This is a genomic window from Rhizobacter sp. P5_A1, from assembly GCF_056400745.1.
The window spans coordinates 141,637-159,756 of sequence record NZ_JBFUKR010000007.1; the positions used below are offsets into that span (position 1 = coordinate 141,637).

Consider the following 18,120-nt stretch of genomic DNA (forward strand, 5'->3'; position numbering starts at 1 on the left):
GCTACGTCAGATGCGCGTGGTGCTCGGGCAGCATCGATTCGAGACCCAGTTGGCGTTGCAGCGCGAGCATGTCTTCCTCGCGCCAGAACTCGGCGATTCGGCCGCGCTCGTCGAGCCGCAGGATCGCGATGCCTTCGATCTCGAAGGCACGACCTGTCGGCGCAATGCCGAACAGCGGACCCTCGTGCAGGCCGGCGTAGCGGTAGCGCGCAGCGATGCGCTCGCCGTCTGCCAACACGTCGATCACCTCGGCGCTCACAGCACTGAAAGCCTGTGCGAACGCGGGCAGAATCGTGGCGATGCCCGCAGGTCCCGCTGCGGCGCCGAACGCAACCCACGGGTGGGCCACAAAATCGGCGCTGACCAGCGCCACCGAGTCCGCCACATCGAAACGCACGAATGCAGCGTCGAGAAAACGCGCAACGATGTCACGCGCCGAACTCAATGGGCGCGTGCCCTGGACGCTGAACTCGACGGCAAGTTGCTGAGACTGCGCCGTTGACAGATGCGGCTGCAGCATAGCGATCATGCCGTCGAACACGGGCGCCGGCATCGCCGCACGCGCACCGGCAAGCACAGCGCTGCGCTCGGCGGGCGACAGGTGTGGGACGATCCAGCGGGCGCCGAGTGCGAGGTCGGCGGCCGACGTCCCGCCGAGGATGCGTTCATTGGTTGCGGCCAGTGCGGCGTCGTCGAAGAACGACCAGAGAATGGCGTTGTGCTGCGACTCCTCGATCTCCATATGGATCAGGTTGTCGGCAACAAAGCGCGAGAAGCGGCGGTACAGCGCCGCTGCGGCGGCACCGCGCCCACTGCCGGTGGCGCAGGCCAGCGCATCGGCTGCGGCACGCAGCGCAAGGATGGCGTGGGCATGTTCGGCGTGCTCGCCAACAATGCGCCCGGTGAAACCGGCGCGCACGCTTTCGATCACCGGATGGACGTAGTGATCCTCCTTCTGCAGGTGCGACTCGCAGTAGTCGAGCAGTTCGTCGAGTTGGTCGAGCGCCGACTTGACGCTCGTGTCGTCGCTGGCATCCATCTGCCCCAGGCGCACCAAGGTGTCGGCGAGAAACGCGCGCAGGCCCTTGTGCACGGGGCCGTAGAGGTCGAATCGGCTGGCCGGATGGCTCGCCGACGCGGCGAGAATGAGGGTCGATGCCATGGTGAGATCCTGTCGTTCGGTAAGTGGAGGAACGGGATCGTAGGAATACCTGGCGCGACGGTATTGGAAATTTCCGCCATGCCGGATGGAGAACGCGAATGGGCCGGAACGACCGAAGCGGAGGCTAACAAGCGCCCGCTTGAGGGTCTGATCCCGGCGTTCAACCCGAGAGTTCGAAGGTCAGCAAATGGCCGGGAACGCAGGTTCGAGGCAGTTCTAAGAAGCTGACCGACAGGGTTAGCGGGCTGCCTTCTTGATCATAGGCAAGCGCTTCGACACCGCATAGGCGCACCTTTGTTGGCCCTCAACTCGATGGGAGACCATCATGGGATCCGTTGCCAACGCTGTTCATCGCGAGCCATGGAACAAGGGCAAGATCGTCGGCCAGAAAGCGCCGTTCAAGCCCAAGGACATCTGGGCACTTCGAGTCCGCCTCCAGATGGAAGGCAGAGTGCGCGAGCTCGCTCTCTTCAACCTGGGAATCGATAGCAAGCTGCGTGGCTGCGACCTCGTCAGCCTCAGAGTCCGAGACATCTGCCACGGCGACCAAGTGGCGACCCGCGCCGTGGTGATGCAACATAAGACCCCGTGCAGTTCGAAATCACGCCGGTGACCCGAGAGGCAGTTCAGAAGTGGATCAACCAGGCGGGGCTGGAGTCCGAGAACTACGTGTTCCCGAGCCGCATTCACGACTCGCCACATCTCGGGGCGCGGCAGTATGCGCGAATCCTCGAGGGCTGGGTCGAGGAGCTCGGGCTCGATCCCGCCGACTACGGCACGCACTCGATGCGGCGAACTAAGGCGACGCTGATCTACCGGCGCACAAAGAACCTCCGCGCCGTGCAGTTGCTGCTTGGGCACTCCAAGCTGGAGTCGACCGTGAGGTATCTTGGCATCGAGGTGGATGACGCCTTGGAGATCTCCGAACAGACCGAGATCTGAACGACACGTCAGGCGGGCGGGTGTCCGATCGCCGACTCCAAGCGATGGCGCTCGTCCGCCGGCCCGTGTCGCCTGGCGCTTCGCCATTCGCGCGCCCCGAAAGGCAGCTTCCTGGCACCGCATCGAACCGGCAGTCCCGGCCACTTCCTGTCATACGATCGATCAGGAAATCGTCGCGCCAACGACCGGTTCCCGAGTGCAGCCGCCACAGGGCTTCGGCCGCGCGAACGTGAGCGTTCTCCAAAGCAGTCGCTCATAGTCTTGCGGCCCTGATCGACATCAGGTGGACGCTGTGCGTCAGCAGTCCGATCAGCCGAAAAGGCGCTACCGACCCCGTTGCTGCCAGTCGAAGCATGAGAAAGCGGTCGCTCGAACGTGGGCCAGCCCTTCGCGGGTCGCCTGCCTTATTGGGCGCTCACAAAGGCCTTCAACGCATCCCCCACCGACGAGTCGTCGCTTTGAACCGAGTAGGCCTCTGACATGTGACTGTGGCCCGCAAAGACAACAGTCTGGAAACTTCTCCCTGCCTTACGCAGTCCCTCGCGCAGCAGGTCCGCCTGCTCCTTGAACTGCGGCGGATCCAACTCCGCACTGCCTACCCACAACGGCACGCGCGTGGCCAGCAAACCATCGAGCGACGAGCGCTGGGCGTACTTGTCGGGGTCGGTCCCGAAATAGCTCGGGTACGTGGGCGATTGCCCCACTAGCTCCGGCGTAATGCGATACGCCCCTGACAGGAGCATCGCACCAGCAAGCCCCGATCCGGCCACACGATGGAACTCGGTCCGCGCGACGTATGAGGCGACGTGGGATGCACCGGCAGAGTGGCCGAAAAGGAAGACGCGCTGCGGGTCGCCGCCTCGGCGCTCGATGTTGTCGTGTATCCACTTGATGGCTTGGCCAATGTCCTGTGCGCCAGACGGCCAAGCGTTCTTCGGGGCGAGGCGGTAGGTCATGTTCACGCCCACCATGCCGTGACGCGCCGCCCACAGCATCACGTTGTCGTAGAACGGACTGGCGGCGCCCGTGCGTCGATTGCCACCGACGAAGGCACCGCCATGGACGAACACGAGAACCGGCCTGGCCTTGCCGGCCTCGCCCGTGGGTGCGAACACGTCCAGTAGGTTGCGCTCGTCTGGGCCATAGATGATGTCTCGCTCGACACTCAGGTTCACATACGGCTCCCTTTCCGCGATGTGGGGGGCGTACAAGGCGGCGGTCGCAGCCGGATTGATCACAGGACCGATGGCGATTAGTTGTTGCGCCAGGTCTGGAGACATTTGAGCTGAAGCGAGGCTGCCGGCCAGGCTCAAGACCATCGCTAGCATCCGTCTCGTCGTTGCGGTCATGCGTACACCTCTCGAAGTACAAAACGTTTGAGGGCTACCGCCGAGCAGTCGACACCCGCTGAACGGCAACGCGCGCTGCGTGCCGGGTACGCCTCTGCGCGAACGATCATCCGAACGACCGGGTGCACGTCCACGCCTTGGAAAGTGCGCACTGGCGGCAGTCTCACGGTGCCGGGCAGAGTTTTTTGTACTCGATTCGGATCGCGTGGAAAGGCTTGTCGCCGACGTTGTCGATGGCGTGCTCGGCCTGTGCGGGAAGCCGAACCATGATGGGCATTTCCGGGTTCGGCGGCGCTTGAACGGCGGGCCGAATCTCTTTGCCATCCTTATCGTAGTTGACGTATTTCGGCCGCGAGTCCAACACCATGACGCTCGGCCATTGGTGGTGGTGAACCAGCTCCCGCTCGCCGGGCTGAACGGTCACCTCCAGCACTCGTACGTCGGCGCTCTCGTAGATCACCTTGTGATTCTTAGGAGCCGCCTTGACGGCGTCGTGACCCATGGGCCACGTCGCGGCTTCGGCGAGACCAGCACACATTGCCTCCGTTTGCGCCATTGATGGACCTGCGGCAAGACAGACCAGCAAGGCGAAGGGGCATAGCGCTTTCATGTTCATCGACACTCTCCATGGTGGGTGATGCGAGACCCATCCCGTTGGCAGCCGGCCCTGCAGCTCCAAGCTTTCGTGGAAATCTCATGCGAGGTCATGTTGCCCGGTGACGTACTGGCCGTCGAGCCGAAACGCGGAATCTCTGATGTGAGTTAATCTCACGAATCGGGGTCATCAGCGCGCGAGGAGAGGTAACTTGGATCGAAGCCACCGATTGGAAATGCTCGTCAGGGCTGCCGACAGCGGCAGCTTTGCCGCAGCCGCGAAGCTCATGGATCTCACACCCTCGGCAGTGAGCCGCGGGATCGGCGAACTCGAGCGTGCTCTCAAGGTCTCGCTGTTCAATCGCACCACCCGGCAATTGCGGCTCACCGAAGATGGCGCCCAGATCTACGGTCGAGCGACCGACATCCTTGCTCGGATGGCGGAGCTGGAAGACAGCGCCGTCAGTCGGCACGCACGCATCAGCGGCGTCGTCCGCGTGGGCGTACAGGCACCATTGAGTCGCTACGTGCTGATGCCTCACCTGCCGACCCTGCAGAGTCGGCATCCAGACCTGCGTGTCGAGACCCGGCTCACCCAGGATCCGAATGACATGCAGACCGAGAATCTCGATGTGTTGCTTCACGTCGGTGAGCCTCCGGCGTCGCGCCTCATCGCGCAGCGGCTCGGCCAGGGCCGGCCGGCGGCCTATGCCTCGCCCGACTATCTCCGGCGCTTCGGAGAGCCGGTGGAACCGGACGAACTGTCTCAGCACCGATGTCTGGTCTTTCGCCGCCCCTGGTCGACTCATCCCTACGACCAATGGGACTTCGAGCGCGATGGCGTGTGCAGGACGGTTCCAGTTGCGCCGATTCTCATCACGCCGGATCGAGAAGGCTTGATCGTCGCAGCCATGGCAGGCGCGGGTGTCATGTACATGGCCTGTTTCGACCCGGCATTCCTTGCTTCGGGCCGGCTTGTTCGACTGTTGCCGGACTGGTCCTGCCCCGCGAGTTTCAATATCTATGCGCTGTACCGACGAAACAAGATTCCCGCGCCGCGGGTGGCCGCCTTCATTCAGTTCGTAAGAGAGGCGTTCGCCGCCTTCGACCCGCAGGAGCTGACGGTTTTACATGCCTCCATGTCGGCTGAACGTTCGGCGATCGCAGGGTCCGCGGGTCCGCGGCCGGGCGCAACATGAACCTCGCCCATACGCTTCGAGTTGTCGTCATCGGTATTTGGGTGTTGATGTTTACGGGTGCGTGCCAGGCGGAGGTCTGGCCCAGCCGTCCCATCCGGCTGATCAATGCCGGGGCGCCCGGCACCGTGACCGATATCGCGGCTCGGCAACTGGCGGAGCTGGTTGGAGCACAGCTGGGTCAACCTATCGTCGTGGACAGCCGGCCTTCGGCCGGCGGCATCGTGGCGCTGGCGGCGCTGAAGGCGAGCCCGTCCGATGGATACACGCTCGCTCTGGTGCAGTCGGCTCAGATGAGCGTCGCACCTACCCTCTTCGCTCATCTGCCATACGACACTGTGAACGACTTCGCCCCGGTAGGCATCCTTTACCGCGGGCCACAAGTGCTGGTGGCGAACGCTTCGCTCCCTGTCTCGTCGCTTGCCGTGTTGATCGAGTTGGCCAAGGCACGCCCGGGTCGGTTGCGCTACAGCTCGACAGGCAATGGCACCCCAACGCATATTGTCATGGAGCAATTCAAGCAACTCGCCGGAATCGACCTCCAGCACATCCCCTACCGCGGCGCCGCCGGACACCAGGCGGTCGTCAGCGGCGAGGTCGACGTGATGATTGAAGGCGTGGCCCCTCTGTTGCCGCACATCCGGGCGGGCAGTCTCAGGCCACTGGCGGTCACCGGAGTCCAACGACTGGCCGTGTTGCCCGATGTTCCGACTCTCGCCGAACTTGGCATCCAAGGAATCGAGCCGGTTTGGGTCGGCGTGGTCGTCCCGCGGGGGACCACGCCGGGTGTGATCGACCGTCTGAACCAGGAATTCATACGGGCTATGTCGGCGCCTGAGATCCGCGAGCAGTTTGAGGGTCTCGGGCGGATCGTCTCAACCGGCACGCCAAAGCAGATGACTGACATGATTGTTGGAGAGATCCCTCGGTGGCGCGAGCTCATCAGAAAGGCCGGGATCAAGCCGGACTGATCTGACTAAGCATTCCGTGGAATGGGCGTTCCGTACTCCGATTTGATGCCACGGGTGGTGGGCTTCATGCCTTTGCACTCGCCGTTGAGGCGTCGTGCGCCCAAAGCAGACGATCGCGCTCAACGACAGCTGACGCTCGAGCCAGAGGCCTTCTCACTCACGATGCGATCGTCAGCGGTGCGTCACATTTCCGCAGGGACTTCTGTCGATGGCCACAGCCGATGTTGTGCGCGCTGTCTTTCAACCTAATGACCGGGCGACTTCTGCCAATGTGTCCAGAAACTTCGCTGCGGGTGACGTGAGCGTGTGATCGCGGTGCTTAACGATCATGTTCGGGATCTCCCACTGTGGGATCTCGATTGGAAGAGCACGCAGCAAGCCGGCCAGCGGCATGAAGCGCAGCATCGCGCGTGGCATCAGGGTCACCCAACGTCCGGTGGTTAACAAACGCAGCCGCAGGTTGATCGAATCCGAACGCATTCGAGGCGCGGGCATGTCGATACCCAAGGCCTGGAAGGCGCAGCTCAAAGGGGATTGAGGCAAAGACTCCGCTTCCGAGAGGATCCAGTCCTCGTCTACCAGCTCCTCGAGCCCGATGCGTCGCCGCCTCGCGTGCGGGTGCTGCACACCGACGACAACGAGGAAGCGATCGACGAAGAGCGGCTCACCCACGAGCCCGGCGGGCAGCGCCAGCTCGCGCGGGCGCACGACTGCAAATTCGATGAGCCGCTCTTTGAGGAAGTGATTGGTCAGACTGACTGAGTTGCCGGGCTGCACATGCAGCCGCATGCGCGGGTAGCGACCCGCCATTTGCTCGATTGCCGCCGCCACAACGCCAGCACACAACGTTTCCATCGCGCCGAAGCGCACTTCCCCGCCGCCGGGATCGCTCAGGTGCTCAATGTCGGCCAAGGCGTGGCGCAGCTCGTCAAAGGCAGCCTTGGTACGCTGTGCCAGCGCGGCGCCAAAGAGAGTGGCTTCGACGCCGCGCTTGCCTCGATCGAGCAACGGGACGCCGAGTGTCTCCTCCAGCGACCGCACCGCCTTCGACACCGCCGGTTGCGAGAGGTGCAGCTGCTGCGCCGCCTTGCGCATGCCGCCGGTCTGCACCACCGCGAGCAAGGTGTCGAGGTCGCGCAGGCGCACGTGGCGCTTCATTGGATCGGGGTGCATGGTGGACTGTGGGAGGTGATAACGATTCGTGATCATGCGCTCACAAATGGGAACTTTTCAAGCATGAACTGCCAGACTACGCTTCGGTCCCAACTGAGGTCATCGCCCCATGACAATCGCAGACAGTCAACGCACCAGCCACACTGAAGCTGGACCCGCACTGCATCGCACGCCGGGCCTGCTCCTGGGGCCCTTCTATCCGGCGCGCGCACAGAGCGACAGGGCAGCTCCGCCGGCGTTGATCGAGGCCGACATGCCTGGCCGGCGCCTCGAGCTGTCTGGCCGCGTGTTGGATGCCCGTGGCGGGCCGCTGGCAGGCGCGTTGGTGGAACTGTGGCACGCGGATTCGGAAGGTCGTTATCGCCACCCAGACGACCCGCGCGTGGCCGAGGTGGACACGCGCTTCGCCGGGTACACGCAGCGAATCGCCAATGTCGACGGGGGCTGGCGCGTCGTGACGCTCGTTCCCGGCGTCTACACGGAGCACGGCGTGGTCCGCGCTCCGCACGTGCATGTTCAAGTCACCCATGGGGCCGGTCGACTGGTGACTCAGATGTTCCTGCCGCGACATCCGCTGAACGAGTCGGACCGCTGGTACCGGGCAGTGGAGCACCCGATAAGGCTCGTAGGGCACGGTCTCGTCGAGGAACCCGATCGGCTCGTCGTTGCGTGGGACATCGTCATGCGCCGTACCGTCTCGGCGAACCCACCAGGAGTCATCGAATGAGCATCTCTCGCCGCCGTTGGCTCGGCAGCTTCGCTGCGTTTTCCATGAGCCGCACGGCTCCCGTCATTGCGCAGCCATCGAAGTTTGAAACCGCCAAGGTGTTGTGCGGATACCCGCCCGGCGGCTCGATCGACGTGGTGTGTCGCGCGCTCGCCGGCGCGATGACTGGCCGCTATGCACCCACAGTCCTGGTGGACAACAAGCCCGGTGCCTCGGGGCGCCTGGTGGTGGACGACCTGAAGCGCGCCGCCCCCGATGGGGCCACGCTGCTCGTCACCCCAGCATCCGTGCTCACGATGTACCCGTTCGTCTACCGGCAGTTGAGCTATGACCCCTTGGTCGATCTCGTGCCCGTGTCGATGTTGGCTTCGATCGGCTTCGCATTGGTGGTTGGACCCAAAGTGCCGACCTCGGTGCGCGACGTGGCGGATTTCGTCGCTTGGTGCAAGGCCAACCCGAAGGCAGCTGATTGCGGTAATGCCGGATCGGGCTCGCTGCCGCATTTCTTGGCAATGCTGCTCGCACGCGATGCGGGCATCGATTTGACGCATATTCCTTACAAGGGTACGTCCGCCGCATTGCAGGACGCGGCGGGCGGGCAACTGAGCGCCGTCTTGGCCACAGAGCCGAGCGCAATGCCGCTCGTCGAAAGTGGGCACGTGCGCGCGCTTGCCACGTCATGGGAAGACCGTTCGCCATTCTTGCCGCAGGTGCCGACCTTCAAGGAGCAAGGTCTGGCTCGACTGACGCAACATGAATGGTTTGGGGCGTTCCTGCCGAAAGGCTCAGCCGCCGCGGCGGTCGCTGTCGCCAGCGCCGAGATGCGCTCCGCGACAGTGGCAAGCGAGGTGCGCAAGACTTGGCAGAAGATGGCGCTGCGTCCCGAAGGCTCCACAGCTCAGGAGCTGCAGGTCGCGTTGCGGACAGAGCATGGCTTCTGGGGACCCGTGATCAAGGCGTCGGGCTTCACGCCTGAGGCCTGAGCGCAGCGGCATCGGCGTCAGCTTTGACGGATGAGCCGGGTGGCCGCTCGATGAGCTGATGAGCTGGCCGTGCGCAGGGGTCTAGCGTGTCACGGTGGCCAATCTGGTGGACGACCGCTTTGCGCCGTGGTCTCAACCGACCGGAATTGGCCGGGACGGCCCATTCGCGGACCACGCTGACAGCAGCCATTGAGGACACTCGCATCGAATGGCCGTTGTGTGGCACGACTGCGAACAGGTAGTCCCGGCCAAGAGCCGACAGTCCTCAGGGTCTGCCTTCGAGAAGGCTGATCGCCGGGCGGGCGTCGGAAAGCATGTCTTGCGTCGTGCGGTCTATCGGTAGAGAGTAATGGGTGGTTCCGCACCTGGGGCCGGCAGACCAACCGAAGAACGAAGATGTCGCGCTACAGCCAAGTTAGCGGAAACCCAGAGGGCACGCCTCGGCCAAGCCACTCGAGCGACATCAACGGGCGGAGATCGTTACATGAACACAATTGAACTCGACAGCGCGATCGAACAGAGCCATGCAGCTCTAGGCGCGATACTGAAAGGCGACCCCACTGTTGCCCAAGCCTTGTACTCTGATGCAGAAGACATAACGCTGGGCAATCCATTCGGGCCGTACGCACGTGGTCGGCAGAAGGTTGAGGCAACACTGGCCGGCGCCGCGTCGCATTACCGCGATGGAGAAGTCACCGGCGTCGACCTCATAGCGAACTATGTCTCCAACGATCTCGCATGCATTGTCGAAGTTGAACGTGGACGAGCAAAGGTCGGTGGTGGCGAGGAGCTCGTTCGAGTAACGTTACGAGTGACCAGCGTGTTCCGGTTAGAACACGGCAATTGGAAGCTCGTTCATAGGCACGCGGATCCGATTACGACGCCACGTCCGGCTGCGTCCGTTATCAGCAAATAGGCCGGTGCAAGTAGCCCGGAGCGGCCTGGTCTCGACCAACAGCGCCTCGGGTCGTCAACGCCGAGATAAATACAGCTGAAAAGGGGCCGTTTCAGCTTCGCATTCCCAGCGGCAGCTTGGGGATATCCAATTTGGAGAACCGCTCAGCATCGGGTCGATGAACGCCAGACGCCCGGCCAAAATTGGCGGCGCATAGCAACGATCGAACCGTCGAAATCGAGGTGCCCGAAAGAGGCCAACTCACATCGATGTGTTCGGCCAGACGCCGGCGGTCATGCCCATGGCTTGCGCAGCTGCGGGCTTCACCCCAGCAGCCGAAGCGGCGAACAATGCGAAGAATGTTAAAGCTGATCTCCGATCAAGTTTGTCCATCGGGTTCCTCCGTGGGTTGCCGTTCGGAAACTACCGAACTGTAGGATCGCTCTTTCTTCCTTCGTCTCTATGCGCTCCAAGAAAGTATGAAGCTATGAGGCGGCCCAGGGCCGGCCATCATGGACTTTTCTCAAGGGTCTAGGAAATCCCTAGAACTGCGCTACTGGCGCAGCGTGAGTCGCCCGCAACCTGCGGACAGATTCACTGAAGGCGCCCCGTGGCCTCGAGTTGGGGTGCGGTGAACGACCGCTTTGCGGCGCCGAGTTTCGGCAGCCCGATGTCTCAATTGGGTCGACTCGCGCCTGCCGGCTGGCGAGACAGCTGTCGTTCAATGTGCTCGGATGCCAGCGGCGGCTTCCTGGCGAGGCCGCGAACTCGCAGTCCCGGCCGGCCATGAGCTGCCACTCGGGGATGTCCTCTATGCAGCAGCTCAAATGTCGAGCGCACTGCGCACTCCGATGCCCGGCCGCTTCGTCACATGCGTTCGGATCATCGTCGGCGACACAGCCTTGTGCCCGGCCAGCTCCGGCGCCGAGCCAATGTCCGTCCCCGACTCCAGCAAGTGCGTCGCGAGCAAATGTCGGAACTGGGGGAACGCGCGACAGCGGACCGGACGTGCGATCTGAACCGACTGATCGCCTACCGGGGGGCCACGCCAGCGATGGCCAGATGCGTTCGACTACGTCGTCAAGCTGTGCACCGGCCGCTCGCCGGCCAGTGCCTGCGCCAGGCTCGCGAGCACCATCTCGCCCATGGCCGTGCGCGTCTCGACCGTGGCGCTCGCGCGATGCGCCTGCAGCGTCACGTTGTCGAGCTCGAAGAGCACCGGCGGCACGTTCGGCTCGTCGACGAACACGTCCAGCCCCGCGCCGGCGATGCGCCGCTCGCGCAGCGCCTGCACCAGGTCGGATTCGCGAACGAGGCGGCCGCGCGCGACGTTGACGAGGAAGCCCTGCGGCCCGAGCGCGTCGAGGACCGAGGCATCGATGATGCCTTCGGCCTTCTCAGCGGCCGCGCACACGATCAGCGCGTCGCTGCCGCGGGCGAGCTGCTGCAGCTCCGGCACGTACGCCCAGGCGACGTCCGGGATCGGCCCGAGATCGGTGTAGCTGACGGGGCAGCCGAAGGCACTCACTCGCGTTGCCACGGCGCGCCCGACGCGCCCGAGGCCGACGATGCCCACGTGCATGCCACTGAAGCGACGCGCCAGCGCGACCGCGCTCGGCTGCGGATGCCGGACCCACGCGCCCGAACGCACGAACCGGTCGACCGCGCAGACATTGCGGCAGGTCGCGAGGAGCAGCGCGACGGCCAGGTCCGCGACATCCTCGGTCAACGCGCCGAAGGTGCCCGTCACCGGCAGCTTGCGAGCACGGGCGTAGGCCAGGTCGACCGCGTCGGTGCCCACGCCGTTGACGGCGACGATCTCGAGCGCGGGCAGCCGCTCCATCAACGCACGCGCGATGCCGGTGTGGCCGCCGGTGATCACGCCGCGGATTGTTGCGCCGTGCTCGCGGACATGGGCGTCCGGGTCGGGCTGCTCGTAGAGGCGATGCATGGCGTAGAGCGCGTCGAGACGCGCGTTGATCGACGGCACCAGGATCGGGTTCAGCTGGAGGATGTGCGGTTTCATCTGGGTTCTGAGGTGATGGACGTCGCTCACTCGGGTTCGATGCCGGCGGCCTTGATCACGCTGCCCCAGCGCTTGTACTCGGCGGCCTGGAAGCTCGCCAGCTCCACGGGGGTCGAGGTGAACGGCTCCATGCCGTTGCGCTCGACGAAGCGGCGCACGTTCTCGGTCGCCAGCGCGCGCTGCATCAGTTCGTTGACGCGCTGGACGATCGGCACCGGCGTGCCGGCCGGGGCGTACACCGCGTTCCAGTAGCTGATCTCGTAGCCGGGCAGGCCGGCCTCGGCGATCGTCGGCAGCTCCGGCGCGAGCGGCGAGCGCTTCGGGCTGCTGACACCCAGCGCCTTCAGCTTGCCGGCCTTGACCTGCGGCAGGCTCGTCGTCAAGTCGACGATCATCATGTCGATCTGCCCGCCGACCAGGTCAATGACCGCCTGGGGGTTGGCCTTGTACGGCACGTAGGTCAGCCGGGCGTGCGTCATCTGCTGGAACAGCTCGGACGCGACCCGTGCCGATGAGCTGCCGGCACCGAAGGTCAGCGGCTGCTTCTTGGCGGTGGCGACCAGCTCGGCGACGTTTTGCGCCTTCACGTTCGGATGCGTCACCAGCAGCAGGTAGCCTTTGACCAGCGCGCCGACCGGCGCGAAGTCCTTGACCGGGTCATAGCCAAGCTTGCGGAACAAGTGAGGGTTCGCGGCCTGTGTCGTGTTCGTCGTGATGAACAGCGTGTAGCCGTCGGCCGTGGCACGTGCCACGGCCTGCGCCGCGATGCCGCCGTTCGCGCCCGCCTTGTTGTCGACGATGACCGGCACCTTGGTCTCGGCGGCGATCTCCTGGCCGATCGCGCGCGCCAGGCCGTCGGTGGTACTGCCGGCGCTGGAGCCGACGACGATCGTGATCGGCTTGGACGGATAGCCGTCCGCCAGCGCAGGCTGCGACATGACGGCGCAGCAAGCTATCGCGGCAAGGATGGTGACAGTGTTCATGGCTCTTGTCTCCGTTGGATGCGTGGTGATGTGTCTGCATGCTAGGCAGCCGGATGCCGCAGCGTCAATATTGATCATCAATATCAATGTATTGCGCAGGCTCGAGTCGGAAGTGCCTTGATGATCTCCCTATAGGAGGCTTGATATTGATATATGCAGTCAATATAATTCAGGCCGAGGCAGCAGGAACTCTGGCGATGGCAACGTGGATGACACTTGAAGAGGCGAGGCGAGCACTGGGGGTTCGCCCGCAAACCATCTACGCCTACGTCAGCCGAGGACGAATCGCCGTCAGCCCGGATCTGGAGGACTCCAGGCGCAGCTTGTATCGATCGGAAGACGTCGCCAAGCTCGTGCGTCGCAAGGTCAACGGCAGGACCAGAGAAACGCTGGCAGCGACCACCCTGTTCGGTGCCGAGTCGAGCATCCCGACATCGATATCGACCTTTGCCGGCGGTCGTCTGTACTACCGCGGGGTGGACGTCGGGTCGTTGGCTGCCGCCGCGACTCTGGAGGATGCTGCGTCCCTGCTCTGGGGATCGGAGCACCCGCTGGTCTTCGCGCCTGCTCCAGGTTCGGCCGCGCCGGCTGGTCGCGTGCGAGCGTTCACCGAGTTGGCGGCGCTGACAGCTACCGGTCATTCGACGCGGGGCCGTACCGCGAAGGTGCTGCTGGAGGAGTCGGCCAGTCTGGTCGGACGTCTGGCGAGTGCGTTCGGTGCGTCCGGCGATCGCGCACCGCCGTTGCACGAGAGGCTGGCGCGCGGCTGGCGGCAGCCGCGTACGGTTGCCGGCCTGATTCGCAAGACCCTGGTGCTGCTGGCGGATCATGAGATCACGAGTTCGGCCTTCTCGTCGCGCATCACGGCGTCCACCGGGGCGTCGCTTCCAGCCTGCCTGCTTGCCGGCCTGACGACACTCTCGGGTCCGCTTCACGGCGATGCGTCGGGCCGGGTGCGTACGCTGTTCGACGAAGTCGAACGAAGCAGCGCCGACGCGGTGGTGGACCGCTACCTGTCTTCGGCGATACCGATTCCCGGCTTCGGTCACCCCATCTACCCCGACGGAGATCCGAGGGCCGCCACCCTGATGGCCGAGCTCGAGCCTCCGAAGCACATTGCCCGCTTGATCGCTCGCGTCGTTTCGCTGACCGGCTTGCTGCCGACCATCGATGTGGCGCTCGCGACGCTGGTCACGCGCTACCGGCTCCCCGGGGATGCGGCGTTTGCGCTGTTCGCCGTTGCGCGCAGCGTCGGCTTGCTCGCCCACAGCATGGAGCAGCTCAGCGTCGACTCGGTGATACGCCCTCGGGGCCGGTATACCGGGCCAATCGCCGAGGTGCAGCCGAGCGCCCGTCGGCACGGGCGCAAAGGCCAGTAGATGCTGGGCAAGGCAGCTTCAGGGAACTCATGCGGGACTTTTTCGTCGCCCGTCATGCGTCGAGTGGTTGCCACCCCGCGCGGTAGTTCGCGCGAGGTTCCTCACGAGAGCGAGAGTAGCGGCCGTCCTGCCAGGCTCGTCAGAAGTGTGATCGCGGTTCGCAAGCTCAGGCAGGCATCAATGCCAAGCTTCGGCGTCAGGTCGGACGACGCGCTGCCTCGGTGACGTACGCTTCAAGTTGCGCCGTGAGCTCGTCCGGTTGACTGAGTGCCACCAGATGCCCCCCCGGGATCTCGTCAGGCGACATGCCGAGGCGATCGCGTGCCACACGCCGTTGGAACTCGGCCGGAAAGAATCGGTCTTCGCTCGCGACGAGAACACGGGTCGGGACGGCTGGCCAACTCGTGAAAGTGCAGGGTGATGCGAAAACGGTGTCGGATTGACGCGGCTCGCCCTGCGCCCATGCCTCGTCGATCACCGGCTGGGGCACGTCATGAAAGAAGTCGACAAGCGGATCAAATGGAGCGTCCGCCCGACGGCCGTCGCGCTGGTTCTCCTTGCGCCTCGCCTCGCTATGGCGGGTATTCGTCCACCATGCGCCGGGCGTTTCGCCGGGCTTGGGGATCATGGCATTGACCAGCACCAGCAGTGAGACCGAAATCTGTTGGCAGACGAGAGGTGCGGTAAAACCGCCCAGGGATTGCGCAACGATCACGACATGCCGTGGCTCGCGATCGCCGATCGCCTGCACGACGGCGTCAACATATTCGGGCAGACCGGCCGCATCGTCGGCCGCCGGCAGCGCGACAGGAACGGCCTCATGCCCAATCCGTTCGAGCCTTGGCACGACCAGATGCCAGTACCAGGCGCTGCCACCCGCGCCAGGTATGAGGATGAGTGTTTTACGCGTCATCGCTGTGCAGATTCCCTCGCATCGAGCAGCCTCCCGCTTGAGGAACTTATCCGCTTCTGGCGTTGTGCTGTCAAGCGCGGTCCGATGACGGCTTTCAGGCAGCGACACGGGTTTGAAGGGCGTCAGGAAGAAGCGCGACCAAGCACGCCGCCTGATCGCGCAAGACGCACTCGCGATGATCGGCGGCCAGCTTGAGTCTTCCGGGACGCTACGGACGCTCCTTCGCTGCAAGCACTTCGGCTGTGGCCATCTGCTGGGTCTGCCGCGCGATGTCGAGTGCGCTCAGGCCGCGATCGTCGCGCAGGTCCGCTTTTGCTCCGCGAGCGAGCAGCAGCTTGACCAGATCGGGATGTCCTTGTCCGGAGGCCCACATGAGCAACGTCAGCTGATGCTCGTAGGACAGGTTGACGTCGATGCCGCTCGCGAGCAGCGCATCGACGACGTCGACGTGGCCCCGGCCGGCGGCGTAGATGATCGCGGACTTGTTCATGCGATCGACCGAATCGGTCTTTGCGCCGGCCGCAAGCAAGCGCTTCACCAGTTCGGCGTTTCCGGCATAGCTGGCGGCGATCAGCGGCGTCACGCCTTCGAGCGACGTCGTCGAGATGTTCGCGCCACTGCGCAGCAAGAGTTCGGCGAGCGGCAGGTTTCCTTTTTCGCACGCGATCAGCAGCGCTGTCTTGCCGAGCCGATTGCGCGACTCGACGACCCCGCCTTGCGCGAGCACGCGCTGGGCGGCTTTCACATCGTCTTGCCGTGCGGCGACGAGCAACTGCGCGTTGAGGTTCGGGTTGGTCTCGGCCTGCGCACTCGCTTCGCGCAGGGGCAGCAGCAGGGCAAACGCGTACAGGCTGGACAGCCACGCGAATCTGGGAAGTGTCGGCAAGACGTTCATGACAACCCTCGCGAAAGGACCATTGCTGCACCGCAGCGTCAAATAGCGGTTTGCAGTTGTTACCGATCTGGATACGCTTGCCGTTGGTCGGCGCGCCCAGCGATCGATCCGAGACACCGTCGGCGACACGGTGACTTGTGTCAAGAGTCGCCGAACCATAACCGGAGACATTGATGAACCAATCGACATTCGGATCGGCCAAGTGGGCCATGACGGCCGTTGCCACTGCACTGTATGCGTTCGGTGGCGTAGCGTTCGGCCAAGCCGAGATTTCGGGACAGGCGGCGGCGACAGGATCGCCTGTGCCGAAGAACATTTCGGTATCGCAGGGGCAGCTGGACGCCGCCGACAACGATGGCACCAACTTCCTGCACTCGAACATGAACTACGCGCAGACCCGGTACTACCCGGCGAAACAGATCGATGCGTCGAATGTCTCGAAGCTGCGGCCTGCGTTCCAGTTCCAGACCGAGGTTCTCGAGTCGATGGAGACCGCGCCGATCGTCGTCGACGGGATCATGTACATCACGACCTCGTACAACCACGTGTACGCGCTCGACGCGGTGACGGGCAAGGAGTTCTGGCACTACAAGCACAAGATGGGCGCGGTCACGACCTACTGCTGCGGCCCGAACAACCGCGGCGTCGCAGTGATGGGCGATCGCCTTTACATGGGCACGCTCGATGCGAAGCTGCTCGCATTCGACGCCAAGACGGGCAAGGTGCTGTGGTCGACGCAAATCGCCGATCCGGAGGCTGGGTACTCCGAGACCATGGCGCCGGTGGCAGTCAACGGCAAGATCCTGATCGGCACGAATGGCGGCGAGTACGGCATCCGCGGCTTCGTGAAGGCCTTCGACGCGAAAGACGGCAAGCTGCTATGGAGCTTCGCGACGATCCCCGAGAAGGGCCATGAAGGCGTCTGGGCCGTCAACGACGCGACCGGCCGCAACATGCACCGTGACATCGCGGCCGAGAAGTCGCAGCTCGCGAAGAACGCCGACTTCTACAAGACGCTGGGCGGCGGAGTGTGGATGGCGCCAGCGGTCGACAAGGAAACGAACACGGTCTTCTTCGTTGTCGGTAATCCGAGCCCCGACCTCTACGGCGCCGAGCGCCCGGGCGACAATTTGTATACCGATTCGATCGTCGCGGTCGATCTGAACACCGGCGCGTACAAGTGGCACTACCAGTATGTCGCGCACGACGTGTGGGATCTCGACGCGGTCTCCCCGGTGATCCTGACTGAAGCCGCCGGCAAGGACGGCAAGATGCGCAAGGTCGCAATCCACGGCGGCAAGACGGGCCACATCTACGTGCACGACCGCGCGACCGGCGAGCTGATCCGCTTTAGCGAAGCGATGATCCCGCAGGAGAACATGTGGGTGTTGCCGACCAAGGACGGTGCGCGCATGCTGCCGGGCGCAAATGGCGGGGTCGAATGGAGCCCGATGGCGATCAACCCCAGGCTGCGCTTGGCCTACGCGGCGAACCTGCATCAGCCGATGACCTACCACGTCGAGACGGCGGCGTACCCGGGCGGCAAGCTCTGGCTCGGCGGCGCGTTCAAGGTGATCGCGAGCGAGAAGCAGTGGGGTCGCCTGGCGGCCGTCAACATCGACACCGGCAAGGTCGCGTGGAAATTCGATACCGAGCAGCCGCTGATCGGCGGCGTGCTCGCAACCGCCGGCGGCCTGGTGTTCAATGGTGAGGCCAACGGCCTGTTCCGCGCCTTCGATGCGGGCACCGGCAAGATGTTGTGGGAGTACCAGTGCGGTGCCGGCGTCAACGCGCCGGCGGTGTCGTACACGGCCGGTGGCAAGCAGTACGTCGCGGTCGCCGCCGGGGGCAACAACCAGATCGACGCGAAGCGCGGCAACACCGTGCTCGTGTTCGCGCTGCCCTGACGCATGCCCTCGACGCACCGATTGT

Annotated in this window: 16 protein-coding genes and 1 pseudogene; 8 read left to right on the forward strand and 9 right to left on the reverse strand. The window is 64.3% G+C overall.

The window, feature by feature from the left end:
• Position 1 precedes the first annotated feature (1 nt).
• Positions 2–1,162 carry an ester cyclase gene (locus tag AC1DTW_RS10095; protein ID WP_477980930.1) on the reverse strand — a complete coding sequence of 387 codons (1,161 nt, stop codon included), beginning with the start codon at positions 1,160–1,162 and terminating at the stop codon, positions 2–4.
• Between the two features lie 325 nt (positions 1,163–1,487).
• On the opposite strand from AC1DTW_RS10095, the pseudogene AC1DTW_RS10100 reads away from it, so the two are divergent.
• A pseudogene (locus AC1DTW_RS10100) lies at positions 1,488–2,104 on the forward strand (tyrosine-type recombinase/integrase).
• A gap of 404 nt (positions 2,105–2,508) precedes the next feature.
• Here AC1DTW_RS10100 and AC1DTW_RS10105 read toward each other — a convergent pair.
• Both AC1DTW_RS10105 and AC1DTW_RS10110 read right to left on the reverse strand, forming a co-directional pair.
• The gene (locus AC1DTW_RS10105; protein WP_477980931.1) at positions 2,509–3,423 is read right to left on the reverse strand and encodes an alpha/beta hydrolase; all 915 of its coding nucleotides are present in this window, start codon (positions 3,421–3,423) and stop codon (positions 2,509–2,511) included.
• Positions 3,424–3,616: 193 nt separating this feature from the next.
• Entirely contained in the window at positions 3,617–4,069 is a 453-nt protein-coding gene (locus AC1DTW_RS10110) for a hypothetical protein (protein ID WP_477980932.1), read from the reverse strand.
• Positions 4,070–4,283: 214 nt separating this feature from the next.
• Between AC1DTW_RS10110 and AC1DTW_RS10115 the strand changes: the two genes are divergently transcribed.
• Together AC1DTW_RS10115 and AC1DTW_RS10120 are read left to right on the forward strand one after the other, a co-directional pair.
• Positions 4,284–5,246, forward strand: a complete 963-nt coding sequence (locus tag AC1DTW_RS10115) for a LysR family transcriptional regulator (protein ID WP_477981063.1) — start codon at positions 4,284–4,286, stop codon at positions 5,244–5,246.
• Positions 5,243–6,214 (forward strand): Bug family tripartite tricarboxylate transporter substrate binding protein, encoded by a 972-nt coding sequence (locus tag AC1DTW_RS10120; protein WP_477980933.1) that lies wholly within the window; start codon positions 5,243–5,245, stop codon positions 6,212–6,214. The genes AC1DTW_RS10115 and AC1DTW_RS10120 overlap by 4 nt, the downstream gene beginning before the upstream one ends.
• 240 nt (positions 6,215–6,454) lie before the next feature.
• On the opposite strand, the gene AC1DTW_RS10125 is transcribed toward AC1DTW_RS10120, so the two are convergent.
• On the reverse strand, positions 6,455–7,423 hold the full coding sequence (locus AC1DTW_RS10125) for a LysR family transcriptional regulator (protein WP_477980934.1): 969 nt from the start codon (positions 7,421–7,423) through the stop codon (positions 6,455–6,457).
• Between the two features lie 73 nt (positions 7,424–7,496).
• Here AC1DTW_RS10125 and AC1DTW_RS10130 point away from each other — a divergent pair, with 73 nt between their 5' ends.
• From AC1DTW_RS10130 to AC1DTW_RS10140, 3 genes are all read left to right on the forward strand, one after another.
• A complete protein-coding gene (locus AC1DTW_RS10130; protein ID WP_477980935.1) occupies positions 7,497–8,114 on the forward strand; it encodes a dioxygenase family protein in 618 nt (205 codons plus the stop codon).
• Positions 8,111–9,097 (forward strand): tripartite tricarboxylate transporter substrate-binding protein, encoded by a 987-nt coding sequence (locus tag AC1DTW_RS10135; RefSeq protein ID WP_477980936.1) that lies wholly within the window; start codon positions 8,111–8,113, stop codon positions 9,095–9,097. The genes AC1DTW_RS10130 and AC1DTW_RS10135 overlap by 4 nt, the downstream gene beginning before the upstream one ends.
• 484 nt (positions 9,098–9,581) lie before the next feature.
• Positions 9,582–10,013, forward strand: coding sequence for a YybH family protein (locus AC1DTW_RS10140; RefSeq protein ID WP_477980937.1), 432 nt, complete (start codon positions 9,582–9,584; stop codon positions 10,011–10,013).
• A 240-nt stretch (positions 10,014–10,253) separates the two neighbouring features.
• Here the strand turns inward: AC1DTW_RS10140 and AC1DTW_RS10145 are convergent, their stop codons facing one another.
• From AC1DTW_RS10145 to AC1DTW_RS10155, 3 genes are all read right to left on the reverse strand, one after another.
• Positions 10,254–10,385, reverse strand: coding sequence for a hypothetical protein (locus tag AC1DTW_RS10145; RefSeq protein WP_477980938.1), 132 nt, complete (start codon positions 10,383–10,385; stop codon positions 10,254–10,256).
• A 679-nt stretch (positions 10,386–11,064) separates the two neighbouring features.
• Positions 11,065–12,018 (reverse strand): 2-hydroxyacid dehydrogenase, encoded by a 954-nt coding sequence (locus tag AC1DTW_RS10150; protein ID WP_477980939.1) that lies wholly within the window; start codon positions 12,016–12,018, stop codon positions 11,065–11,067.
• A 26-nt stretch (positions 12,019–12,044) separates the two neighbouring features.
• Complete coding sequence (locus AC1DTW_RS10155) at positions 12,045–13,001, reverse strand: Bug family tripartite tricarboxylate transporter substrate binding protein (RefSeq protein WP_477980940.1); 957 nt, start codon at positions 12,999–13,001, stop codon at positions 12,045–12,047.
• Positions 13,002–13,198: 197 nt separating this feature from the next.
• On the opposite strand from AC1DTW_RS10155, the gene AC1DTW_RS10160 reads away from it, so the two are divergent.
• Positions 13,199–14,380 (forward strand): citrate synthase family protein, encoded by a 1,182-nt coding sequence (locus AC1DTW_RS10160; protein ID WP_477980941.1) that lies wholly within the window; start codon positions 13,199–13,201, stop codon positions 14,378–14,380.
• Positions 14,381–14,576: 196 nt separating this feature from the next.
• On the opposite strand, the gene AC1DTW_RS10165 is transcribed toward AC1DTW_RS10160, so the two are convergent.
• Both AC1DTW_RS10165 and AC1DTW_RS10170 read right to left on the reverse strand, forming a co-directional pair.
• A complete protein-coding gene (locus tag AC1DTW_RS10165; protein ID WP_477980942.1) occupies positions 14,577–15,401 on the reverse strand; it encodes an alpha/beta fold hydrolase in 825 nt (274 codons plus the stop codon).
• Positions 15,402–15,501: 100 nt separating this feature from the next.
• The gene (locus AC1DTW_RS10170) at positions 15,502–16,317 is read right to left on the reverse strand and encodes an ankyrin repeat domain-containing protein (protein WP_477980943.1); all 816 of its coding nucleotides are present in this window, start codon (positions 16,315–16,317) and stop codon (positions 15,502–15,504) included.
• An 80-nt stretch (positions 16,318–16,397) separates the two neighbouring features.
• Here AC1DTW_RS10170 and AC1DTW_RS10175 point away from each other — a divergent pair, with 80 nt between their 5' ends.
• On the forward strand, positions 16,398–18,095 hold the full coding sequence (locus AC1DTW_RS10175; protein WP_477981064.1) for a pyrroloquinoline quinone-dependent dehydrogenase: 1,698 nt from the start codon (positions 16,398–16,400) through the stop codon (positions 18,093–18,095).
• The last annotated feature ends 25 nt before the right edge of the window (positions 18,096–18,120 follow it).

Bases quoted from the DNA above. Each gene is read 5' to 3' on its own strand.
- AC1DTW_RS10120 (WP_477980933.1), top strand. From the start codon at position 5,243: ATGAACCTCGCCCATACGCTTCGAGTTGTCGTCATCGGTATTTGGGTG.
- AC1DTW_RS10095 (WP_477980930.1), bottom strand. From the start codon at position 1,162: ATGGCATCGACCCTCATTCTCGCCGCGTCGGCGAGCCATCCGGCCAGC.
- AC1DTW_RS10125 (WP_477980934.1), bottom strand. From the start codon at position 7,423: ATGATCACGAATCGTTATCACCTCCCACAGTCCACCATGCACCCCGAT.
- AC1DTW_RS10130 (WP_477980935.1), top strand. From the start codon at position 7,497: ATGACAATCGCAGACAGTCAACGCACCAGCCACACTGAAGCTGGACCC.
- AC1DTW_RS10115 (WP_477981063.1), top strand. From the start codon at position 4,284: ATGCTCGTCAGGGCTGCCGACAGCGGCAGCTTTGCCGCAGCCGCGAAG.
- AC1DTW_RS10140 (WP_477980937.1), top strand. From the start codon at position 9,582: ATGAACACAATTGAACTCGACAGCGCGATCGAACAGAGCCATGCAGCT.
- AC1DTW_RS10155 (WP_477980940.1), bottom strand. From the start codon at position 13,001: ATGAACACTGTCACCATCCTTGCCGCGATAGCTTGCTGCGCCGTCATG.
- AC1DTW_RS10145 (WP_477980938.1), bottom strand. From the start codon at position 10,385: ATGGACAAACTTGATCGGAGATCAGCTTTAACATTCTTCGCATTGTTC.
- AC1DTW_RS10110 (WP_477980932.1), bottom strand. From the start codon at position 4,069: ATGAACATGAAAGCGCTATGCCCCTTCGCCTTGCTGGTCTGTCTTGCC.
- AC1DTW_RS10160 (WP_477980941.1), top strand. From the start codon at position 13,199: ATGGCAACGTGGATGACACTTGAAGAGGCGAGGCGAGCACTGGGGGTT.
- AC1DTW_RS10105 (WP_477980931.1), bottom strand. From the start codon at position 3,423: ATGGTCTTGAGCCTGGCCGGCAGCCTCGCTTCAGCTCAAATGTCTCCA.
- AC1DTW_RS10150 (WP_477980939.1), bottom strand. From the start codon at position 12,018: ATGAAACCGCACATCCTCCAGCTGAACCCGATCCTGGTGCCGTCGATC.
- AC1DTW_RS10135 (WP_477980936.1), top strand. From the start codon at position 8,111: ATGAGCATCTCTCGCCGCCGTTGGCTCGGCAGCTTCGCTGCGTTTTCC.
- AC1DTW_RS10175 (WP_477981064.1), top strand. From the start codon at position 16,398: ATGACGGCCGTTGCCACTGCACTGTATGCGTTCGGTGGCGTAGCGTTC.